Source organism: Dyella monticola, from assembly GCF_003363155.1.
In the GTDB taxonomy this organism is placed as follows: Bacteria; Pseudomonadota; Gammaproteobacteria; order Xanthomonadales; family Rhodanobacteraceae; genus Dyella_B; species Dyella_B monticola.
Map to the genome: position 1 here is coordinate 137,516 of NZ_QRBE01000010.1, position 17,237 is coordinate 154,752.

Sequence of the window (17,237 nt, forward strand, 5' to 3'; positions counted from 1 at the left end):
GCCTACCCTGCACTCGTGGAACCGGATCGCGCTGCGCGACGCGGCAAGTACAGGTAGATCGCGGCCGGAACATTGTCGTCCCGCTCGCCCATGATCATCAGTGTGTGCCCTGGGCTGATCAGCGCGCGCGGCACACCATCATCAGGATGAATGTGGCCATTGGTGATTTCGTACACGAAGGCACCCGGTTTCAGGTTCAGCGCGGCCACCGTGGCGTCGCTGGAGGGGCTTACCGTGGCGCCTGGGAAACGACGACGCACCAGCAGAAGAATCAACTCTTCGCTGGCCACGTGAGCGTTGTCGAGCCAGCGTCCGAGTGTCGCCGCATCCTGGCCTGCGCGCGGGCGCAACTCAATCAAAAGGCTGCTGGTGTCGGTGCTGGCAGGCAATGCGCAGCGGAAACCTGACGCACCGACTTTTTCGAATTCCAGGATCTGATAGTCCGCATTCATGCGCGCCAGTTGCGCCCGCACGTAGTCGATCGCGAGCTGGAATTGCGGCATGCAATCGCTGTGATCGTAGCCCTTCATGGATGGCGGCTGCGGCGCGCCTGGCGTGGCCGCGACGAAGCCGACCAGCTCCGACAGCGCGACATAGAGCTCATACGGATGCGACGCATCGCTTTGCAGCATGACATCGAAGCGCGGCAGCCCCATCACCAGATAGCGCGCGGTCAGTATCTGCAGATTGAATTCGCCGTCGTAACGCGGCTCGCCGCGATCGTCGATGCGCACGCCGAGCAATTCGCGGTATTTACGCCAAAGCTCGCCCGACAGCAGCTTGAGCATCTGCCGGAGCGAGGCATCGCCCTGGAAGACGCAGGCGCTCAAGCGCAACATGGGTGGGTGGTACGCGGTCACGCGCAAGCCGCCCGATCCGCCGCTGACTTCCAGCAACGGTAGCGCGCAATAGCAGGCAGCCACCGACTTGCCTTTGATCAAGCTGATTTTCGGGCACATGCGCTCCACAGGGATTTCGTCCGTACCGGTGTTTTCATCCGTTTCCAGACTGCCCGTGACGGTGACGTAGCGCTGCATGTCGCCAATGTCGCTGGCCGCGCCCTTGCCGCGGATGGGGACGCTCAACTGCACGACGGCCTTGCCCTGCGCATCGAAATCGTCTTCATTGATCTGCACTTTCAGTTCCTGCGAACCGAAGTGGCCTGGATATTCGATCACCAGTCCGTCGTGCATGACGCAACGCAGGCTCTCTATCTCCACCGACTTGCGGCCCAGTGCCTCGCGTTTCACGCTCAGTGAAAGCACTCCCCAGTAATAGGGTTGCAGCACCGACATCTGGTGACGCAACAAGGCGTTCCAGTAGATGTCGTTCTGCTGGAAATGTTGCGGCGAAAGCAGCATGCCCTCCGACCATGAAACGGCTTCGGGCAACATGGGCAGGTTCTCGACGGTCGCGCTCATGACGGCCTCTACTGTTCGGTGACGGAAATTTGGGTGGGCGCCAGCCAGATCACTGGATGACGAAATTGCGTGAGATCAATGCGTGCCTGTCCGTCCGGGCTTTGGTAGTTGGCAAAGCCGTACACAGTGAGCGCTTTGCCAGCGCGCTTGGGCAAGCTCACCGTATCGATCACCGTGGCGGGTGGCACCTGCAGCGAAACCACGTCGATCGCTGGGCCTAGCCCGTTTTGCAGCGATGTCTTCTGCGCAAACCAGTCGGGCCCGGTTTTTGGCAGCATGGCGGCGCTGGTCGTGTCATAGACAAACACCAGATCCAGCATGGTCGCGGAGTTGAGATTGGCGCCCGGTGGGGCGGCCACGCGCACACTCGTTACGCTAGTGGTCTTGGTGTGCCAGGGCAGCAGATTGGAGAGCGTGCTGCATGCTGCCAACACCCAGCAGGCGACGGCCAGCACGGCGATCCTCGAGGTGGCAATCCGCGCGCGCATCAGCCGAACACCATCACAGTCACCTGCGCAGGCGTCAGTGAAATGCCGACCGTATTGGGCAACAAACCGTTCTGGCCCACGATACCGAGCATGTGCGTGCATGGAATGCAGCCCATGAAAACCTTGAAGCTGCCCAGCAGCGAACGAAACTGACCCATGATCAGATGCGAGACGACGCCACCCTCCGCACCGGCCTGATCACCATTGCTGATCGCGCCGATCGTTACAAGATTCTCGGCCAGGCCACCGCCGACGATGACCTGGAACTGCGCGGGAATATCCGTGAACGACAAGGCGATGTTTGGAAACGGTATGGGCACCGGCACGCCCAGTACCGGCACGAAACATACGTCCGGAAAAGCCAGATCGAGTACGCCAAGATTGGTGTTGACGAACATTGCCTTCAACCCAGGCTGATGCGTTCGGCGTCGATCTTGGCATCCTGCCGCGCAGTCACCAGCGTCTGCTCGCCATGCAGGCGCAGAAGCTGGCGTGCGTGCAGCAGGAATTGCTCGACCTGCCCTACGTAAGTGCATGCGGTGTGCACGAGCGACTCGGTGGCGCTGGCGAAAATGTTGCGCGCGTTCAGCGACAACGGACCTTGTACCGCCGTCAGTTCCACACTGTCGACTGCACGCAGGGCGATCGTCTGCGAGGCCACGTCGATGTTCTCCTGACGGATCGACAAACGCTCCGCGCCAGGTACGTTCAAGGTGGCGCCGCGGCGATCCTGGCGCGACAGTATGTGCAGCACATAGCGGCTGTCGTCGGCCATGCTCACCAGCAGCACGCGGTCGCCCGGCTCGGGCATCACCACGCACGAGGTGGCTTGACGCGCGGCGCGACCGTCTTCCAGCCGCCAGACGTGGCCATCGAGTGCTTCGTGAATGACCGCCTCGGACAACTGCGGTGTGTTGCGGGTAAAACTGCGTCGGCTGGTGGCGAACATCATCGTGTCTCCAAAGAAAGGGATCGCGCCTCGGCGGTCAGGCGCGCAGGGGAAGTACCGCGCATGCGGGTACGCTTCGCTCCGCGCATGTCCAGGTCGGAAAACTGGGTGTTATGCCAACTGCTGTGGGCCAGGTTGGCCCGACTGAGGTCGATGGGGCCACCGCTGGCGTGGTCGAAGCGCGCGTAGCTGAGATCGGCACCTGCGAGCCTGACGTCGGTCAATTGAGCGTGATCCCACACACTGCCCGTGGCGCGCGCCCGATCCAGACAAACGCGGCGCAGCGTTGCACTTTGCAGGATCGTGCCCTCGCACACCAATGCGGTGGCATCGACGTCCTCGAACACGGTCTGCAACATCAACGCGCCGGAAACATCTGCACCGTGCAAGTGTGTACGCAACAACGTCGCCTGCCGGCAATTGGCCTGGCGCAAATCGACGCCCTCGAGGTTGGCCTCGACGAAACTTGTTTCTTCGAGCATGCAGCGCGACAGCTTGACCGTGCGCAAGTCCATTCCGTCAAAACACGCCTTGCGCAGCACCGACGCCGATGCCCGTAAACCGTCGAGGGTGATGCCGCGAAAATCTACATCGGTAAGCACGCACTGATCCAGCACGACATGCGTGAGGTTCGCCCCCGCCAGCTGCGATTGCGCCACCACCGTACGCTGCCAATTCGATGTGGCAAGCGTGATCGCCTTCAAGTCGCATTGATTGAACGCACTCAACGCCAGCGCGCTGCCTTGCCAGTCACTATGCGACAGATCGCAACCGGTCAGCGCCACCTGCGAGGCGTTCACGCCAGCCCAGCGAGATTGACTCAGGTTGCAGCGGGTGAAACTGCATGCCTGCATCGTCATGCCGCGCAGATCCGCGCCGCGCAGATCGCAATCGACGAAGGTAGCGCCGCTCATATTGCTGTGGCGCAACGCCGCGCCACGCCAGGTGACGCCGCTGAACACCAGGTTCTCGATGCGTTTTGCACTCGCATCCAGCGACCCGAGGTCCACGTTGTGCACGGGACGGCCCAGTTGCTGCAAATGCAGGATGTCGCTCCACTGCATCATCCGCGCAGCCTCCGTCCGGGTTCGATGCGGATACCTTCCAGCCGTGCGTCGTCGAAGCGCGCCTCAGTGCATTCGGCCTGCACGAAATTCGCGCCTTGCAGATCTGCGGCACGAAAATCGGCACGCCGGCACATGGCCTGGAAGAAATCGGCCGACTCGGCGTGACATGCAGTGAGCACGCCCCCCATGAACAACGAGCGATAGAACAACCCGTGTTCGAGCACGGCACCCTGCAGGCGTGTGCCGCTGAAGTCGCATTCGCGAAACTCGCCGTTCATCAGGTTTGCATCGGCAAGCGTTCCATCGCGCCAGCTACTGTGGTCAGCCGCCACGCGCTGCAGATCGGCACGGCTCCAGTCGGCGCCACCGCCAGCCTGCACGCGCGTGAGCGCCGCGCCGGTCCAGCGGCTATCGGCAAGCTTGCATTCCATCAGCACACAGCGGCTCAGGCTTGCGTCGCTCCACTCGCTGTCGCATAAGCTCGAACCCAGCGCCACAGTGCGTTGCCAGGACGTATGCGACCAGCGGCTCGCATCGGCCTTGGCGTGCAGCAACACGCAATCGTTGAGCGTGGTGTGCTCCAGATTGGCGCCGGTGAGCACGACATTGGGGGCAATCCATTGATCGAATCGCGCGCCGGCCAGGTCGGCGCGTTGCCAGTCCGCATCTGACGCCTGCACGCCAGAAAAGCTGGCGCCATGGAATATCGCATCGTGCGCGCGTGTCTTGGCCAGGTTGGCGCCGTCGAAACGTGCCGCGGAACAGTTGGCCTTGTCCAGGGTGGCGCCGGTCAAGGCCACTTCGCTCAGATCGGCGCCATCGAGCTGCGCACCACTGAGATCGGACGCTTCCAACAACGCGCCGCGCAGATCGGCACCCGATAACACTGCACCACGTAGATTCGCACCGGCCAGATCGCAGCCTTGCAACGATGCGCCTTCGCGCACACGCAACAACACCCATTGGCCAATGGCCGCCGCCGCTTCCGGTGTCAAGGGCAAGCCCGATGCGGTGACGGTGGGTGCAGCTAATCGCGCGCGGCGCTGCAGATCCTGCAATGGAGCGATGGATACCGCTGGCAACGACAAGGACACGCTGAATTGGGCAAGCGTGCCAAGCGAACTGCTGGAGCCATCGGCGCGTGCCAGTGCCGCTTCCACGGTTGCGGTGGGCGCCGCCGGCACCTTTGGCAATTGGGCCATTTGCGCGGCGGCTTGCTCGCGCAATACCTGTGCGTGCTCGCTCGCCTGCTTGGCCAACTGCTCGGCGCTGTCGAGCAATGGGCCGAGATCGAAATCGCCACGCAGCATGGCGGCCTTGGAAGGAACGGCCAACGCCGGCCCTGCCGGCGCGGGCGATGGCGGCGGCGCCATGCCGCTGGCTGCTTCGAATTCGGCGGCCAATGTGGCCTCGCGCAGATCGCGCGATGCCTTGCGCTGATCGTGTTCCTGCTGGTCCTCCAGACTGCGCGCTGCACGAAGCACCGCGTCCGGTTCGGGCGTGAGCTGCGACTCGTTGAATACATGCCGCGCGGCGGTGTCACGATTCAAACGCAAAGCCAGCACCTGACCGTAATGCGACAACGCGCGCGGCACATCGGCCGCGTGCTCGTAGGCAACCATCACCGCTTCGACGTCCAAGGCCAGGCTGTCGTCCACGTCGATCTCGCCGCGATGAATGGCGACACCCAGCTCCGCATCCGGGAAAAACCACACGGTGTCGAAAGCCAGTTGCAGTTCGTCCAGCGCATCAGACGGCGCGCCTTTGCGATGCACGAACGCGCGCGGACGAAATTCCGGCAACCAGCCTTCGATCACCGGTAACTGCGGATGCAGCCCTTCCAGTCGATAGGCCTCGCCGCCCTGAAAATGTCCGGCCATGCGCTGGTCCAGCGGCGCGGTGTTGAAGAACTCCGTGTGTGTGTCATCGGCCAGGCCTGGAAACGCTTCGGCCTGCCAGCGTCGACCGTAGGTGCCGATCCAGCGCCGGCGCGGCAACCAGCCCACGTCGATAGCGCCGAAACCCACCGGCGCATAACGCCGATGGGGATAGCGCACCGGTTGTTGGGGATCTTCCACATTCGGCATGCGCCCTTCGTTGCGGCCAACAAACGCCGCGAAGGGGTTGGTCAGATAACCACAACCTTCCGGATTGGCCGGATGGCGCGCACCCCCGAACGCGCGATTCCACGCCAGCGGCATGCTGGTAAAGGGCACCGGCGGTGTGATTTGCAGCAGCGGCAGCAGCCCGTATTTCCATTCGCGATCGCCCACCACGCGCAGGCGCTTGTCGATCGTGCCTACCTGCAAGCGCACTGTTTGCTCAGTAGTGGCAAGACCACGCGCTGCATAGGCGCTACCGGCCATCAGCACTTCGCCGCGCGCCTTGGGCATCAGTTCGTCCAGCGGCCGGCCGGGCGGCAGCGCAGCCATCACCTTGCGCCATTGCAGGTTGTCGCGCAGCAAGGTGTCGGCACGCCCTCCGAGCGAGAAGAATCCCAACGTCGCCACCAGCAGCCGATGACGTCCCTGCCAGAGGTAAGGGCGATGCATCAGCCCCAGCGTCATGGGTTTGATGATCTTCATGCGCGCCTCATACGTAAATGTAGATGGTTGGAATCGACAAGCTCACACCCACGATTTCCAGCGTCGCCCGCGCACCGGCGATCGTGACCGACGCACCAGAGCCGGTGATGTCCACCGTAGTGGATTGGCCATGCACGCCGACGCGGGTTTCGCTGCCGGTGACGCTGATCTCGGTCGAATCGCCGGTGACGGAAATGCCGGTACTGGTGCCGGTCACGTTCAGCCGCGTGCTGCTGCCGACGATGCCGGTATCCACACTGGCACCGGTGATGTTGGTTTGTATCGAGCTGCCGGTGAGCGATGTGCCGAGGTTGGAACCGGTGAGATTGGTCTGCTCGTTGCTGCCGGTGACCGACATGACCGTGCTGCTGCCGGTGGCGGAGATCGCCTGCGTGATGCCGGTGACCGACGTGCTGGTCGAGGCGCCAGTCACGGAGGTGTCAGCACGCACACCCGTCATGCCGATCTGGGAGGCCAGCCCGATCATCGACACGCCACTGCTCAGGCCGATGAACGATGTTGTATCAGTCGTGCCGATGGTGTCGGTGGACGTGCTCGATGTAATCGTGCTGGTGCTCTGGACAATGTTCTGCGTGGACAGGCGCGTACTGGTGCCGCTTACCGTATCTTCGCTATAGGTATTGCCGGTGACGGTGGAGTAGCTGGTGCTGCTGCCCAGCGTGCTCTTGCTCCACACTTCCTTGCCTTCATGCGTGCTGTACGTACAGCCAAATGAATCCGATGAACTGAGCAACCCCTCGGCGCCGTTCTCCGAGGTGGCATAGCTGTAACTGGCACCTTGCGAAAAGCTGGTGTCGCGGTATTGCCCGGTGGCGTACTTGGACGACACGATCTGGATCGCCTGATCCAGGTTGTAAGCCGATTTGCTGCCGTAGCGGATGCTTTGGCCATCGCCGTAGCTAGTGGAATAACTGCTGCCGACGTGCGTGTTCGCGGTCCAGCCCGAAGGCGTGACCACCAGGCTGCCATTGGCTTGCACGATGCTCTGGATTTCCGGTAGCTCCGATTCATCGTTCGCGCGCGCCACCTGTACGGTCACGCCAATTTCCGGCACGGTTTGCATGTGCGCGGCGAGCTTCACCCACACCGGCGTAGTGGGTGAACCAGGGCTGGAAAACTGCACGTAGACGCCCTTGGCCATCAAATCCTGTGGCGAGGCATCGCTGTCGCGCAGGCGGCTCGACTCCGGGTCGAAATTGTTGGGCTCGTAGTAACGCCAGTCTTTGGGCCCCTGCCCGGATTTGTCGACCACCTTGGCGAGGATCGCGCCTTGCTGCGTGTCCTGCACCGAGAACGGAGTAAGCATGCCGTCCGCACCGGTGGCTTCGAAAGTGTTGGTATAGCCGCCGTCGGCGCTCGCCTTGTGCTGCACTTTATTCAGTACGAACGGCTTGCCTTCCAGCGAAGGCCGCACCGGCGAGGGATGCGTGCCCTGGGCCATGTCGCCGCTGAGCGTGAACTGATAGCCCACGCGAAAATCCGTGCAGGTGCTGCTGCCTGACAATTGTTGTGCCGATGCCGCCATGCATGACGCCGTGCGCTTGACATACTGGCGCACCGAACCGCTGCTCGATCCGTATTGATACGTGCGGTACTGGTTGAACGGCAACCGGCCCGAATCGGTGGGCATCGTGGAAGCAAACGTCTGATAGGTCGCCACCGGATCCTGCTGCGATGCACTTTCCTCGTGCACGAACACGCCGTTGATGCCGGTGCTGGTCAACGATTGCTGATAGCTGTACTGGAACACCACATCGTTCTGCTGCATGCCCAGCTCGTCCAGCATGGTGTGGGTGTAGCGCAGCGCGCGACCACCGAATGCTTTGGGGTACGCAGGCCGGTTGGCGAATACCACCGTGTGGCTGTTCCCGTTGTGCTTGAAGTAGTAGTAAATGTGCGCCTTGGCCATCATGCGGCGCAGGAATTCATAATCGCTCTCGCCAGCCTGCAGCCAGTCCTGCACACGATCGATAGCGATGTTGCCGCCGCCGGAGACCGCGTCCAGCGAATAATCGACATAGTGCTTGCGCATCAGCGTGGCGATCACGTCACGCACGCTCATCTGCGCATGCACGCAGTAGCCGTTGGTCAGCGTGAGCTTCCAAAGCGCAGGCTTCATGCCGAGCCGATAGACGCCCGGCTCATCCATCGCGAAGGATGTAACCAGGCCGTTGTAGAGCGTGAGATCCTTGCCCGTCCCCGAACTCAACGCCTGCGCGAAACGTGCTGTCGCATCGGGACGATCGCTGAGCGTGGGATCGCTGATACCAACCGTCACCGGCCGCCCGATGACAGCGTCGAAACTGAGCGGACGCCCATGCCTGGGCGATGTATTGCCGCGCAATTGCAACTGATAGTCGAACGGCTCGGACACGCTCTCCTGCCCTTCAAAGGAAAGCAGGCGGAAGGTTTCATCCCCCAGCCACTGGCGGCCGGCCAATTCGATGCCGCAATGCAGGAACAGCAGCGGCGAATCGGCACCGCCAAGCGAGCCGATCGGCTTGATCGCGGTACGCCCCGCGGTATCGCTCGGGATGGCGCTCAAGCGGCCTCCTGCACGGCATCGCGTCGAATGGTGAATCGCACGGCGCGCGGTTTATCCGGCTTTCCGTTCAACCAGGCCGTCTGCCCGAGCCGTAGGCCATGGCTGCTGCCGAATCCGGCGATGCGCTGCGGGCGCCACAACAAAGACCGCGGAATGCTGGACGCTTCGACCATGACGGTAATGACGACATCCACGTGGCGGTCGAGCAGAAAATGCACCATGGCGGCGAGGCCGGTGTAGCCCCCGCCGAACGCTTTGTCCTGATCACCGTCCTCTCCCTGCACACAGTCGCGCAACAGCGCGCAAAGCCGCTTGTACGCGATGGGCCCGACGGTCAAACCGACCGCTGCCTGATTGACCCACACGCGCCTTCCCAGCGGCGCCGTATCGGCGATCCGGCGGTGCCCAAGACGCGTTTGGTCGCGCGTCTCGATCGCGCGCCAGGCGCCGAGCAATTCGTCCACATGCACCGGCGCTTGCAGATAGACCCCCATCACGACACCAAACCCCGCCGCGCTTTTGCGTCCATTGCCAACCAATCCGCACAAAGCGAGCAACGCGCGCTTGGGAATAGGCACGCGTCGCTTCAAGATCTCCGCGCCCTCGCCTTCGAATGCAGACAGGCCCATCAAGGCACCGACCATGTCCGCGTAATGGGTGTTCTCCGGTCGGCACGCATCGAACGCGGCCACGCTGGCAGCCTTCAATTCATAGCGGATCGCGCTGATGCGGTGATTGAAAATATCGAGAAATTCCGCCATCACCGGGTCGCGTTCGGCCAGGCGCTGACGGATCCAATCGGCAAAACTATCCGGCAGCGGCCCCAATACGCCGGAAAGAACAAAATTGGTGACGAACAATTCCACCCGTCGCTCGTCGATCTTGTTGCGCACGACACGGCGCTGGCGGCCCGCGGAAATCTCGCTGCCAGGAAACGCCGACGACATTTCGGCGCGAAAGCGCAGATGTGTATTGACCTGCCGCGCACCGCGTTCGATGACCGCAGGCGAAGCATCACGCAACGGCCACGAGTTCAGCCGTATCCACTGAAAAAAATCAAAACTCGCCGGCCGTCCACGCAAGCGGCTGGCTAGAGATTCACCTGTGCGCCAGTCAGCGGCTCCCATGTCTTCAGCTCTCCCACGCGATCGGACGGTTCAAGAATCAGTTCGACGACGGTATTGACCTCTGCATACAAGGACAGAAAACGGTGCAGCACGCTGCCGAACAGCACCGCGCTGCCGCCTTCGAAATGTCCGGTATCGACTTTGACGCGCACCTGCAGGCAATCGACGAAACCCCGCCAAGCCTCACGACGCGGCACACGCTTCTGGATGCGGCGAGTCGTAAGCTCGCGCAAGCCATCGATCTGCCGGGCGCCGGTAAGACTGGCCGGCCCCACATGCAGGCGCAGCATGTTCTTCAGAATCGGTGGCCCCTGTTGCCCATCGACCAGCGACAAATGGTTGAGGCAAAGCTGCGACACCAGCGCCCATGGTTTATCGCCCAGCATCTGCGGCGGTGTGTGCGGCGTGGGCTTGCTGCACACCCTGAGCTTGGTCACCGGCCCCGCGCCCTCCAGATACAGCACACTGCCGACCAGCAACTGCGAAGGCAGGCGGCGATTGGTGCATAACGCCATGCCGCCGATCATTTCTTCCGGCGGCAAGGTGACGTCAAAATCCGGATCGAGGAAAGACACATAGGTTTCGGTGCCGTGCACGGCGCCGGTCTGATTGACTTCGCGCCGCGTCGCGTAGAAATAATCGAGCTTGTCCATCTCCTGGAAATCATCCAGCGAAAAATACGGCGCAATCGGCCGCGGACTGCGGTCCGGCCGGATCGAGACGAGTTCCTGCAGGCGGTAGATTTCGCAGAAGCGGTGAAGTTGTTCGTCACCGATGATGCGGTATTCATAGTGATGCTGGTCGAGCACGAACGGCTCAATGCGCTGCGGATAGAGGTTGATCATCGGCAGGCAGTTGAGCCGCAGCAGTTCGCTATCCGGGGTGTTGTGCTTGGACGGCGGGATGTCCAGCAGAAAAAGCAGTTCGAATTCCTTGTCGATGCCGGTCAGGTCCATGCCCGCCACTTCGAAAAACAGGAATTTCTGCGGGAACGCAAAATACTCCTGCAACAGGCGGTAACCCGGATGCGTAAGTTTGTTGAAGCCCAGCAGCGACTCCTCCGGCTTGAAACCGCACCAGGTGAGCTTGTCCGGATCCAGGTAACGCAGCGGCCCATTGCCCGGCATGCGTACCGCGATACGCACCAGATGCGTGGCCAGTGCGTCGTACAGCGCGTACGCCTGCTTGTGCTCGGCATTGATGCAAAAGCGCAAGAATGGCATGTTCAGCGCGTGGATCGGGTCCTTGCCAAGGCATTGCACGGTCGCGCGCACGATCGAAAGCGTGCGCGTGTCGCCGGCATCCAGCGCATAGGCGTTGGCCGCCACCGTCGCAAGGTCCTTGATCTTCAACGGCCACAATGGCGTCGAGTAGCACGTACGAAAACGGCAGCGCACTTTCTGCCCGACGTCGTCGGTCGCCACGGCATACACATAGCGGCCGCGATCGAGCGTGGAGCCGTGCATGAAATTGGCGCCATCGGGCCGCACTTCCACTTCGCCAATCAGCATCGATGGCAGCGGTGCTTCCAGATGCGGATAAAGCAGCCCAAGCAAGGCATTGGGCAGCACGGCCTGATCGGTTTCCAGCTGATAGCGCAGGCGCCCGGCCATCCAGGCGAACGACTGCATGAGCATTTCCACATGCGGATCGCCGCTGCGCCCGGCGCTGAGCTCCAGCGTCTTGGCAATGGCCGGGAACGAGGCGCCAAATTCCGCGGCCTCGTCGCGCAGGGAGGCGAGCTCCTGCTCGAACCACATTTTCAGGCGTGGCGCGCTGTCATTCATCGCACGTCGTCCGGACAAGGCATTTCGAAGCGAAACACGCTCGGCTCATCGTCCACCTGCAACTGGCCATGCACGATCAGCGCATACGGACGCAATGGGCGCCCCTTGGACAGCCATTCCAATCGAACCGCGCGCAAGCGTGGCTCGTAGCGCGCAATCGCTTCGGCCAGCCGCGCGCCATAGCGTTCGTGATCGTGGATGCCGATACTGAAGTCCACGATGGTCGGCATGCCAAAATCGCACACATGCATGTCGCGGCCACCTGCGAACGGGCGGCATTCCACAATGCGCTGGATCTGCGCGGCGACAGCCCCTGCCAAATCGAATGGCGGCGCCTGCCCCATGCCGGGATCAGTGCGATTGACCAGGCGCTCCATCAGGAATTGCACGCAAAACCTCCTTCCATCCGGAGCTGCCCATCATCACGAAGTGAACTGGCCGATCGGCCGGTTGCGCGCAATACTCCAGCCCGCCGCCATGTTGCCGGCCGTGACCATGTCCGCCTGCTGCACGGTGTACGTCCACAGCACTTCGGTGAAATTGAGCTTGAATTGCTCGGTCGGCATGTCGTCCGGATTGGACTGGAACTGGATCTCGCTGATGATCGCGTCACGCAGTTCGATGGTGAGAATGTTGGCGGTTTTGTCGCCGGAGTTGCGCGCGATATAGATCTTGGTCGGCTTGTCCGTGCCCACACCCAGGGGCTGCGCACGCAGGCAATATTCGTAGAACTTCACCGAGGTCTTGTCGACGTATTTGACGCAGGTGAACTCGGTGATGATCGGGCGACCGGACGTACGCGCGGAATTGCTCACGTCGGTGGTGATCTGTTGCTTCATACCCTGATGCACGGACACCAGTTCCAGACACTGCCCAAGCTTGAGCACCTCATCGCGCCACGTATCGTCGATCAGGCTGCCGCCGCCTTTCCAGCCGTTCGCGCCGCCAAAGACCGCTGGGTCGCCGGGCTGCAAGAGAATGAGATCCATGGTCGCTCCTGATATGAGATGCGGAATCTGCGCGCGTGATGCGCTCAGCCCTTGGGTAGATCCGCCACCAGGCGAATCGAAGTGGTGAGCTCTTCGAGCTGGAAATGCGGCTTGATGAACACCGTGGCCTTATACGAACCGGGCGAACCGGGCACGTCGGTCACGTTGATCAGCGCAGCGCGCAGCGGATAGCTTGCTTTCACTTCCTGCGCCGCGTTGTCGTCCAGCAGCACGTACTGAGCGATCCACGTATTGAGATAAGCCTCGACGTTGCCGCGCGTGAGGAAGGCGCCGATCTTCTTGCGCATGATCACTTTGATGTAATGCGCAAAGCGTGACGCCGCCAGGATGTAGGGCAGCATGCCGGACAGCTTGGCGTTTGCATTGGCCTCGTCGCTGATGTACTGGCGCGGCAGGTTGGCGGTCTGTCCGCCGAAGAAGGCCGCCTGCCCCGTGCCCTTGCAGTTGCACAGCGCGATGAAACCCAGATCATTGAGTTCCTTTTCGCGTCGATCGGTGATCGCCACCTCGGTGGGGCAAATCATGTTCACCAGGTCGGCGTCGTCGCGATAGGTATAGATCGGCAAGCCATCCACGAGCCCACCGCCTTCCACGCCACGGATCGCCGCGGTCCAGCGATAGAGTGCGAAGGCGTTGGTGATGCGCTCGGCCAGCGCGTAGGCGGCATTGCCCCACAGGAAGGCATCGTGATTCGGACCGTTGTCGCCGGCGACCGTTTCCTCGTACTTCACGCCGTCTGCGGGGCGCGAATCCTTGCCGTAAGGAAGACGCAGCAGCACATGCGGCAGTGCCAACGCCACGTAGCGCGAGTCCTCGCTGTTGCGAAATTCCGTCCATTGCGCCGTCTCGGGCGATTCGAACAGTTGGGCGAGGTCCCTGGGCTTGGCCAGCTTGTCGAAACCATCCAGTCCGAACAGACCCGGCGCCGCGGCCGCGATGAAAGGCGCATGCGAGGAAGCGGCCACCTTGGTGATGTTGGTGAGCAGCGACATATCGTTGGGCGAGTGGTCGAATTCGTAACCACCCAGCAGCAAGCTGTAAGGCAGGCCACCATAGGTGCCGAATTCGGCCTCATAGATCATCTTGAAGATGCAGCTCTGATCGAAATCGGCCGCCTTTTCCAGTTCCTTGCGCAAGTCGTCCTTGGTGACGTTGAACACGCGCAACTTGAGCATCGTGCCGGTCTCTGCGCGCGATACCACGTAGAAAAGGCCGCGCCAGGTGGCTTCCAACTCCTGAAAATTCGGCGCATGCATCACCGCATCGAGTTGCACGCCGATCTGCGTATCGATGCCGCCGACCTGCTCGTCGATCAATCCGTTGGCACCCAGCGCAACCTGGGTAAGCGCCTGGTGGTTGAGCGGCACGATGATTTCATTGGCGAAACGGCCAACCAGGCGGCGCGCCTTGGATAGTGGATCGATGTCGAGAAACGCAGTCTGCAGGTCCGCGGCGGTCTTTGTGGCCGACGTTAACTTTTGCTGAGCCGCGCCCGCTTGCGCCTGCGCGAGCAACAAACCGTTGTTGGCGTCATCCAGCTGTTGCTTTGCAGTGATTGACGCCTTGGCCGCAGCGGCTGTCGAGTCGGCATCCTTGGCAGCTTTCACTGCTGTCGCCGCATCGGCGACGGCTTTGGTTGCTGTCGTGACGGCGTCTTGCGCGGTCTTCAGCGCAGCGTTCGCGGTATCGCTGTCGGTCTTGGCATTGGTCGCAGCGGTCTGCGCTGCGGTCGCGGCGTTTTGTGCTGCCGTGGCCGCGTCGGCATTGGCAGCCATCTGCCCAGCAAGCATGGTGACCAGCACCTGCGGAATGGCCGTTCCGTCAGGGGTGGCTGGCATGCTGCTCAAAGGCGCATAAGGGACAAGAGTGGATGTCACCCAGGTGGATGGATCGGTGCCTGAAAAAGCGCCTGTCAACGCCGTCATCGCCTGGCCGCTTTCGAGTGCGCCATCGAGCGTGGCGGCCAGCGCGTCGTTGCACTCGGCCATCGCCTGCAGTGCGCGCAGGTCGCCGCGCGCATCGAAACGACTCTTGAGCGTTGGAATGTTGTTGACCACCGCCAACGGCTCGAAGTCCGCCAGACAGCCAAAGGTCAAGGTGTTCAGCAGCTTCTTGCCGCCACCGGTAATGGTGTCCGGGATGCTGTTTAGCGTGATCGTCGGGGAACACTCGGCGAGAATCTTGTCGAACGATTCGCTGTCGATGTCGCGCATGCGGCGATCTTTCAGCGCCGGGAGCTGGCTGCTATCAAGCTCGCCCGACAGATTGGCAAACATGCCGACGATGAAAGGAAGCTCCACCTTCTCGCTGGAGCCACCCGTTTCGACATCGTAGGTGATGCGCACGCGTGGCGGCCGCACACGCAATAGCTTTTGTTGAATGCTCTCGACGGTCATGTACGGGCCTCGTTGATGTGGGCGGATGCAGACGCGCTGCCGCATGCGTTTCCTCGCATCCACACCAAACAAAAGTCGTGCCAAGCGCGTAACGCGCTGAATTGCCTGCCATTGCGTCGCATCCGGGAAATTTGCGCGAGAAAAATGGGGGATTTTTTACACACCCGTGCACGCCGTTGCAGTGATCAAGCCGGTTGCACATGTCGCCGCAACATGCTGATGCGCATCGGTGTCTGCGTCGGCATTTGAGCGAGAGATTTATTTTTTCCCACCGTGTGGAAATGTTCTCGCTGAGTGAAAACGCACACGGTTACCAAGACAGCCGTGCACGCTCCCATGTGCGCACGGAAGGTTTTGAAAAAAAATTATTGCGCCGCATTGCGAATCGGCGTTGGGAAAATTCAGTCTTTTGCGCGACGCAAACGCCACAATTTGCGCGGTCCGATGAGGCGATGCTCGATCACCCGCTCCACTTCCAACAGCTCCAGCGCGCGCGCGATCACCTCGCGCGGCGGCGTGATGCCACGCGGATTGAGCCACCATAGCTCGACACCCTCGATGGTGTCGGCGCAAGCGGGATGCTCAGCAAGAAAACACGCAATCGCATCGGCAACAGCACGCACAGAGTAGCCGGTCACGACAGCCTCGCAGTCAATGGTCCGCGGAATCTTGCTCCTGCTCGGGCTCCGAAGCGAGCCGGTACTTATGCACCAGTTTGCTGAAGGCGCTGCGATCCTGGCCGGCCAGCCGCGCGGCACGCGAGATATTGCCGCGCGCACGGGTCATCAGCGAAGCGACGTAACTGCGCTCGAAGTCGGCAATCACCCGCGCCTTGGCCTGTTTGAAGACCGTGTTGTAACGCTCTTCCCCGTCCGGCGGGGCCGACCTGTCCTGAGGCAGTTCGGCGTTCAATACCGCGCCTTCGCACATCAGGTATTCGCGCTGGATGAAGTGTTCCAGCTCACGGATATTGCCCGGCCAGCTATAGCGTTTGAGCGCGGCCAGCAAGTCGGGATGAAATTGCTTGACTGGCGTGTGGCCTTGGTAATCGCGGTTGAGGCGTTCGAGAAAAATCTGCGCAAGCTGGATCACGTCGCCGCCACGCTCGCGCAGAGGCGGCATCACCAGCGGCATCACCTTCAGACGATAAAGCAGATCGCGGCGGAAGTGCCTGGTCTTGACCAGCTCTTCCAGATTGGCGTTGCTTGCGGCAATGAGTCGCACATTGGTGTGGCGCGTTTGCGTGCCACCCACGCGCCGATAGGTTCGATCCTGCAGAAAGCGCAGCAGCGCCGCCTGCGCTTTCAATGACAAGGTATCGACCTCGTCCAGGAACAAGGTGCCGCCTTCGGCTTCGCTGATCAGACCGGGCGCGGCATGCCGCGCATCGGTGAACGCGCCACGCTCATGACCGAACAATTCGCTTTCTACCAGCGAATCGGCCAGGGCGCCGCAATTGACGGGAACGAAGGGCTGCGCCGCGCGCGCGCTCAGATAATGCACGGCACGCGCACCGAGCTCCTTGCCTGTACCGGTTTCCCCCCCGATCAGAACGGTGACATCGAACTTCGCAATACGCCGTATCTGTGCAAGGACGTGTGCGAACTGTGGGGAGGAGCCAAGTAAACTCGACTCCAGAACATCGACCATGAGTAACCCCGCTGAGTACGGGGGACGAGTCACGCCGTGAAGTTACATCGCATGACTTTATTGATGGAATTGCCGCATACCTACGACATCATCCACTCCCCCTGTCCCCCGAATGTAGCCCTCTTCACGCAACGCTCGCAATATGCCAAGTGCATGTACGATCTTGCGGGCAGGCAGCCGATGCATAGGCA

Annotated in this window: 14 protein-coding genes and 1 pseudogene; all 15 read right to left on the bottom strand. The window is 61.7% G+C overall.

Annotated elements, in window-relative coordinates; genetic code table 11:
* Positions 1-2: 2 nt before the first annotated feature.
* Positions 3-1,421 carry a type VI secretion system baseplate subunit TssK gene (gene tssK / locus DWU98_RS15970; RefSeq protein ID WP_115496554.1) on the bottom strand — a complete coding sequence of 473 codons (1,419 nt, stop codon included), beginning with the start codon at positions 1,419-1,421 and terminating at the stop codon, positions 3-5.
* Positions 1,422-1,429: 8 nt separating this feature from the next.
* Positions 1,430-1,909, bottom strand: coding sequence for a hypothetical protein (locus tag DWU98_RS15975; RefSeq protein ID WP_115496555.1), 480 nt, complete (start codon positions 1,907-1,909; stop codon positions 1,430-1,432).
* The gene (locus DWU98_RS15980; RefSeq protein ID WP_115496556.1) at positions 1,909-2,307 is read right to left on the bottom strand and encodes a DUF4150 domain-containing protein; all 399 of its coding nucleotides are present in this window, start codon (positions 2,305-2,307) and stop codon (positions 1,909-1,911) included. Before DWU98_RS15980 ends, DWU98_RS15975 begins: the two co-directional genes overlap by 1 nt.
* Positions 2,308-2,312: 5 nt before the next feature.
* Positions 2,313-2,861 carry a DUF3540 domain-containing protein gene (locus DWU98_RS15985; RefSeq protein ID WP_115496557.1) on the bottom strand — a complete coding sequence of 183 codons (549 nt, stop codon included), beginning with the start codon at positions 2,859-2,861 and terminating at the stop codon, positions 2,313-2,315.
* Entirely contained in the window at positions 2,858-3,925 is a 1,068-nt protein-coding gene (locus tag DWU98_RS15990; RefSeq protein ID WP_115496558.1) for a pentapeptide repeat-containing protein, read from the bottom strand. The genes DWU98_RS15985 and DWU98_RS15990 overlap by 4 nt, the downstream gene beginning before the upstream one ends.
* Positions 3,922-4,356 carry a pentapeptide repeat-containing protein gene (locus DWU98_RS22570; protein WP_425480238.1) on the bottom strand — a complete coding sequence of 145 codons (435 nt, stop codon included), beginning with the start codon at positions 4,354-4,356 and terminating at the stop codon, positions 3,922-3,924. The genes DWU98_RS15990 and DWU98_RS22570 overlap by 4 nt, the downstream gene beginning before the upstream one ends.
* Before the next feature lie 231 nt (positions 4,357-4,587).
* Positions 4,588-6,510: pseudogene (locus DWU98_RS15995) on the bottom strand (DUF2169 family type VI secretion system accessory protein); the annotation flags it as partial.
* Positions 6,511-6,517: 7 nt separating this feature from the next.
* Positions 6,518-9,076 carry a contractile injection system protein, VgrG/Pvc8 family gene (locus DWU98_RS16000; RefSeq protein WP_158545083.1) on the bottom strand — a complete coding sequence of 853 codons (2,559 nt, stop codon included), beginning with the start codon at positions 9,074-9,076 and terminating at the stop codon, positions 6,518-6,520.
* Positions 9,073-10,203: a type VI secretion system baseplate subunit TssG gene (gene tssG / locus DWU98_RS16005; RefSeq protein WP_115496561.1), complete on the bottom strand. Its 1,131-nt coding sequence runs from the start codon at positions 10,201-10,203 to the stop codon at positions 9,073-9,075. The genes DWU98_RS16000 and tssG overlap by 4 nt, the downstream gene beginning before the upstream one ends.
* Entirely contained in the window at positions 10,167-11,990 is a 1,824-nt protein-coding gene (tssF, locus tag DWU98_RS16010; RefSeq protein ID WP_115496562.1) for a type VI secretion system baseplate subunit TssF, read from the bottom strand. The genes tssG and tssF overlap by 37 nt, the downstream gene beginning before the upstream one ends.
* Entirely contained in the window at positions 11,987-12,379 is a 393-nt protein-coding gene (locus DWU98_RS16015; RefSeq protein WP_147293343.1) for a GPW/gp25 family protein, read from the bottom strand. The genes tssF and DWU98_RS16015 overlap by 4 nt, the downstream gene beginning before the upstream one ends.
* A gap of 33 nt (positions 12,380-12,412) precedes the next feature.
* Positions 12,413-12,979 (bottom strand): Hcp family type VI secretion system effector, encoded by a 567-nt coding sequence (locus tag DWU98_RS16020; RefSeq protein WP_115496564.1) that lies wholly within the window; start codon positions 12,977-12,979, stop codon positions 12,413-12,415.
* Positions 12,980-13,023: 44 nt separating this feature from the next.
* The gene (gene tssC / locus DWU98_RS16025) at positions 13,024-15,396 is read right to left on the bottom strand and encodes a type VI secretion system contractile sheath large subunit (RefSeq protein ID WP_115496565.1); all 2,373 of its coding nucleotides are present in this window, start codon (positions 15,394-15,396) and stop codon (positions 13,024-13,026) included.
* A 401-nt stretch (positions 15,397-15,797) separates the two neighbouring features.
* Positions 15,798-16,034 carry a hypothetical protein gene (locus tag DWU98_RS16030; protein ID WP_115496566.1) on the bottom strand — a complete coding sequence of 79 codons (237 nt, stop codon included), beginning with the start codon at positions 16,032-16,034 and terminating at the stop codon, positions 15,798-15,800.
* A 13-nt stretch (positions 16,035-16,047) separates the two neighbouring features.
* Positions 16,048-17,046, bottom strand: a complete 999-nt coding sequence (locus tag DWU98_RS16035; RefSeq protein ID WP_115496567.1) for a sigma-54 interaction domain-containing protein — start codon at positions 17,044-17,046, stop codon at positions 16,048-16,050.
* Positions 17,047-17,237: the final 191 nt, after the last annotated feature.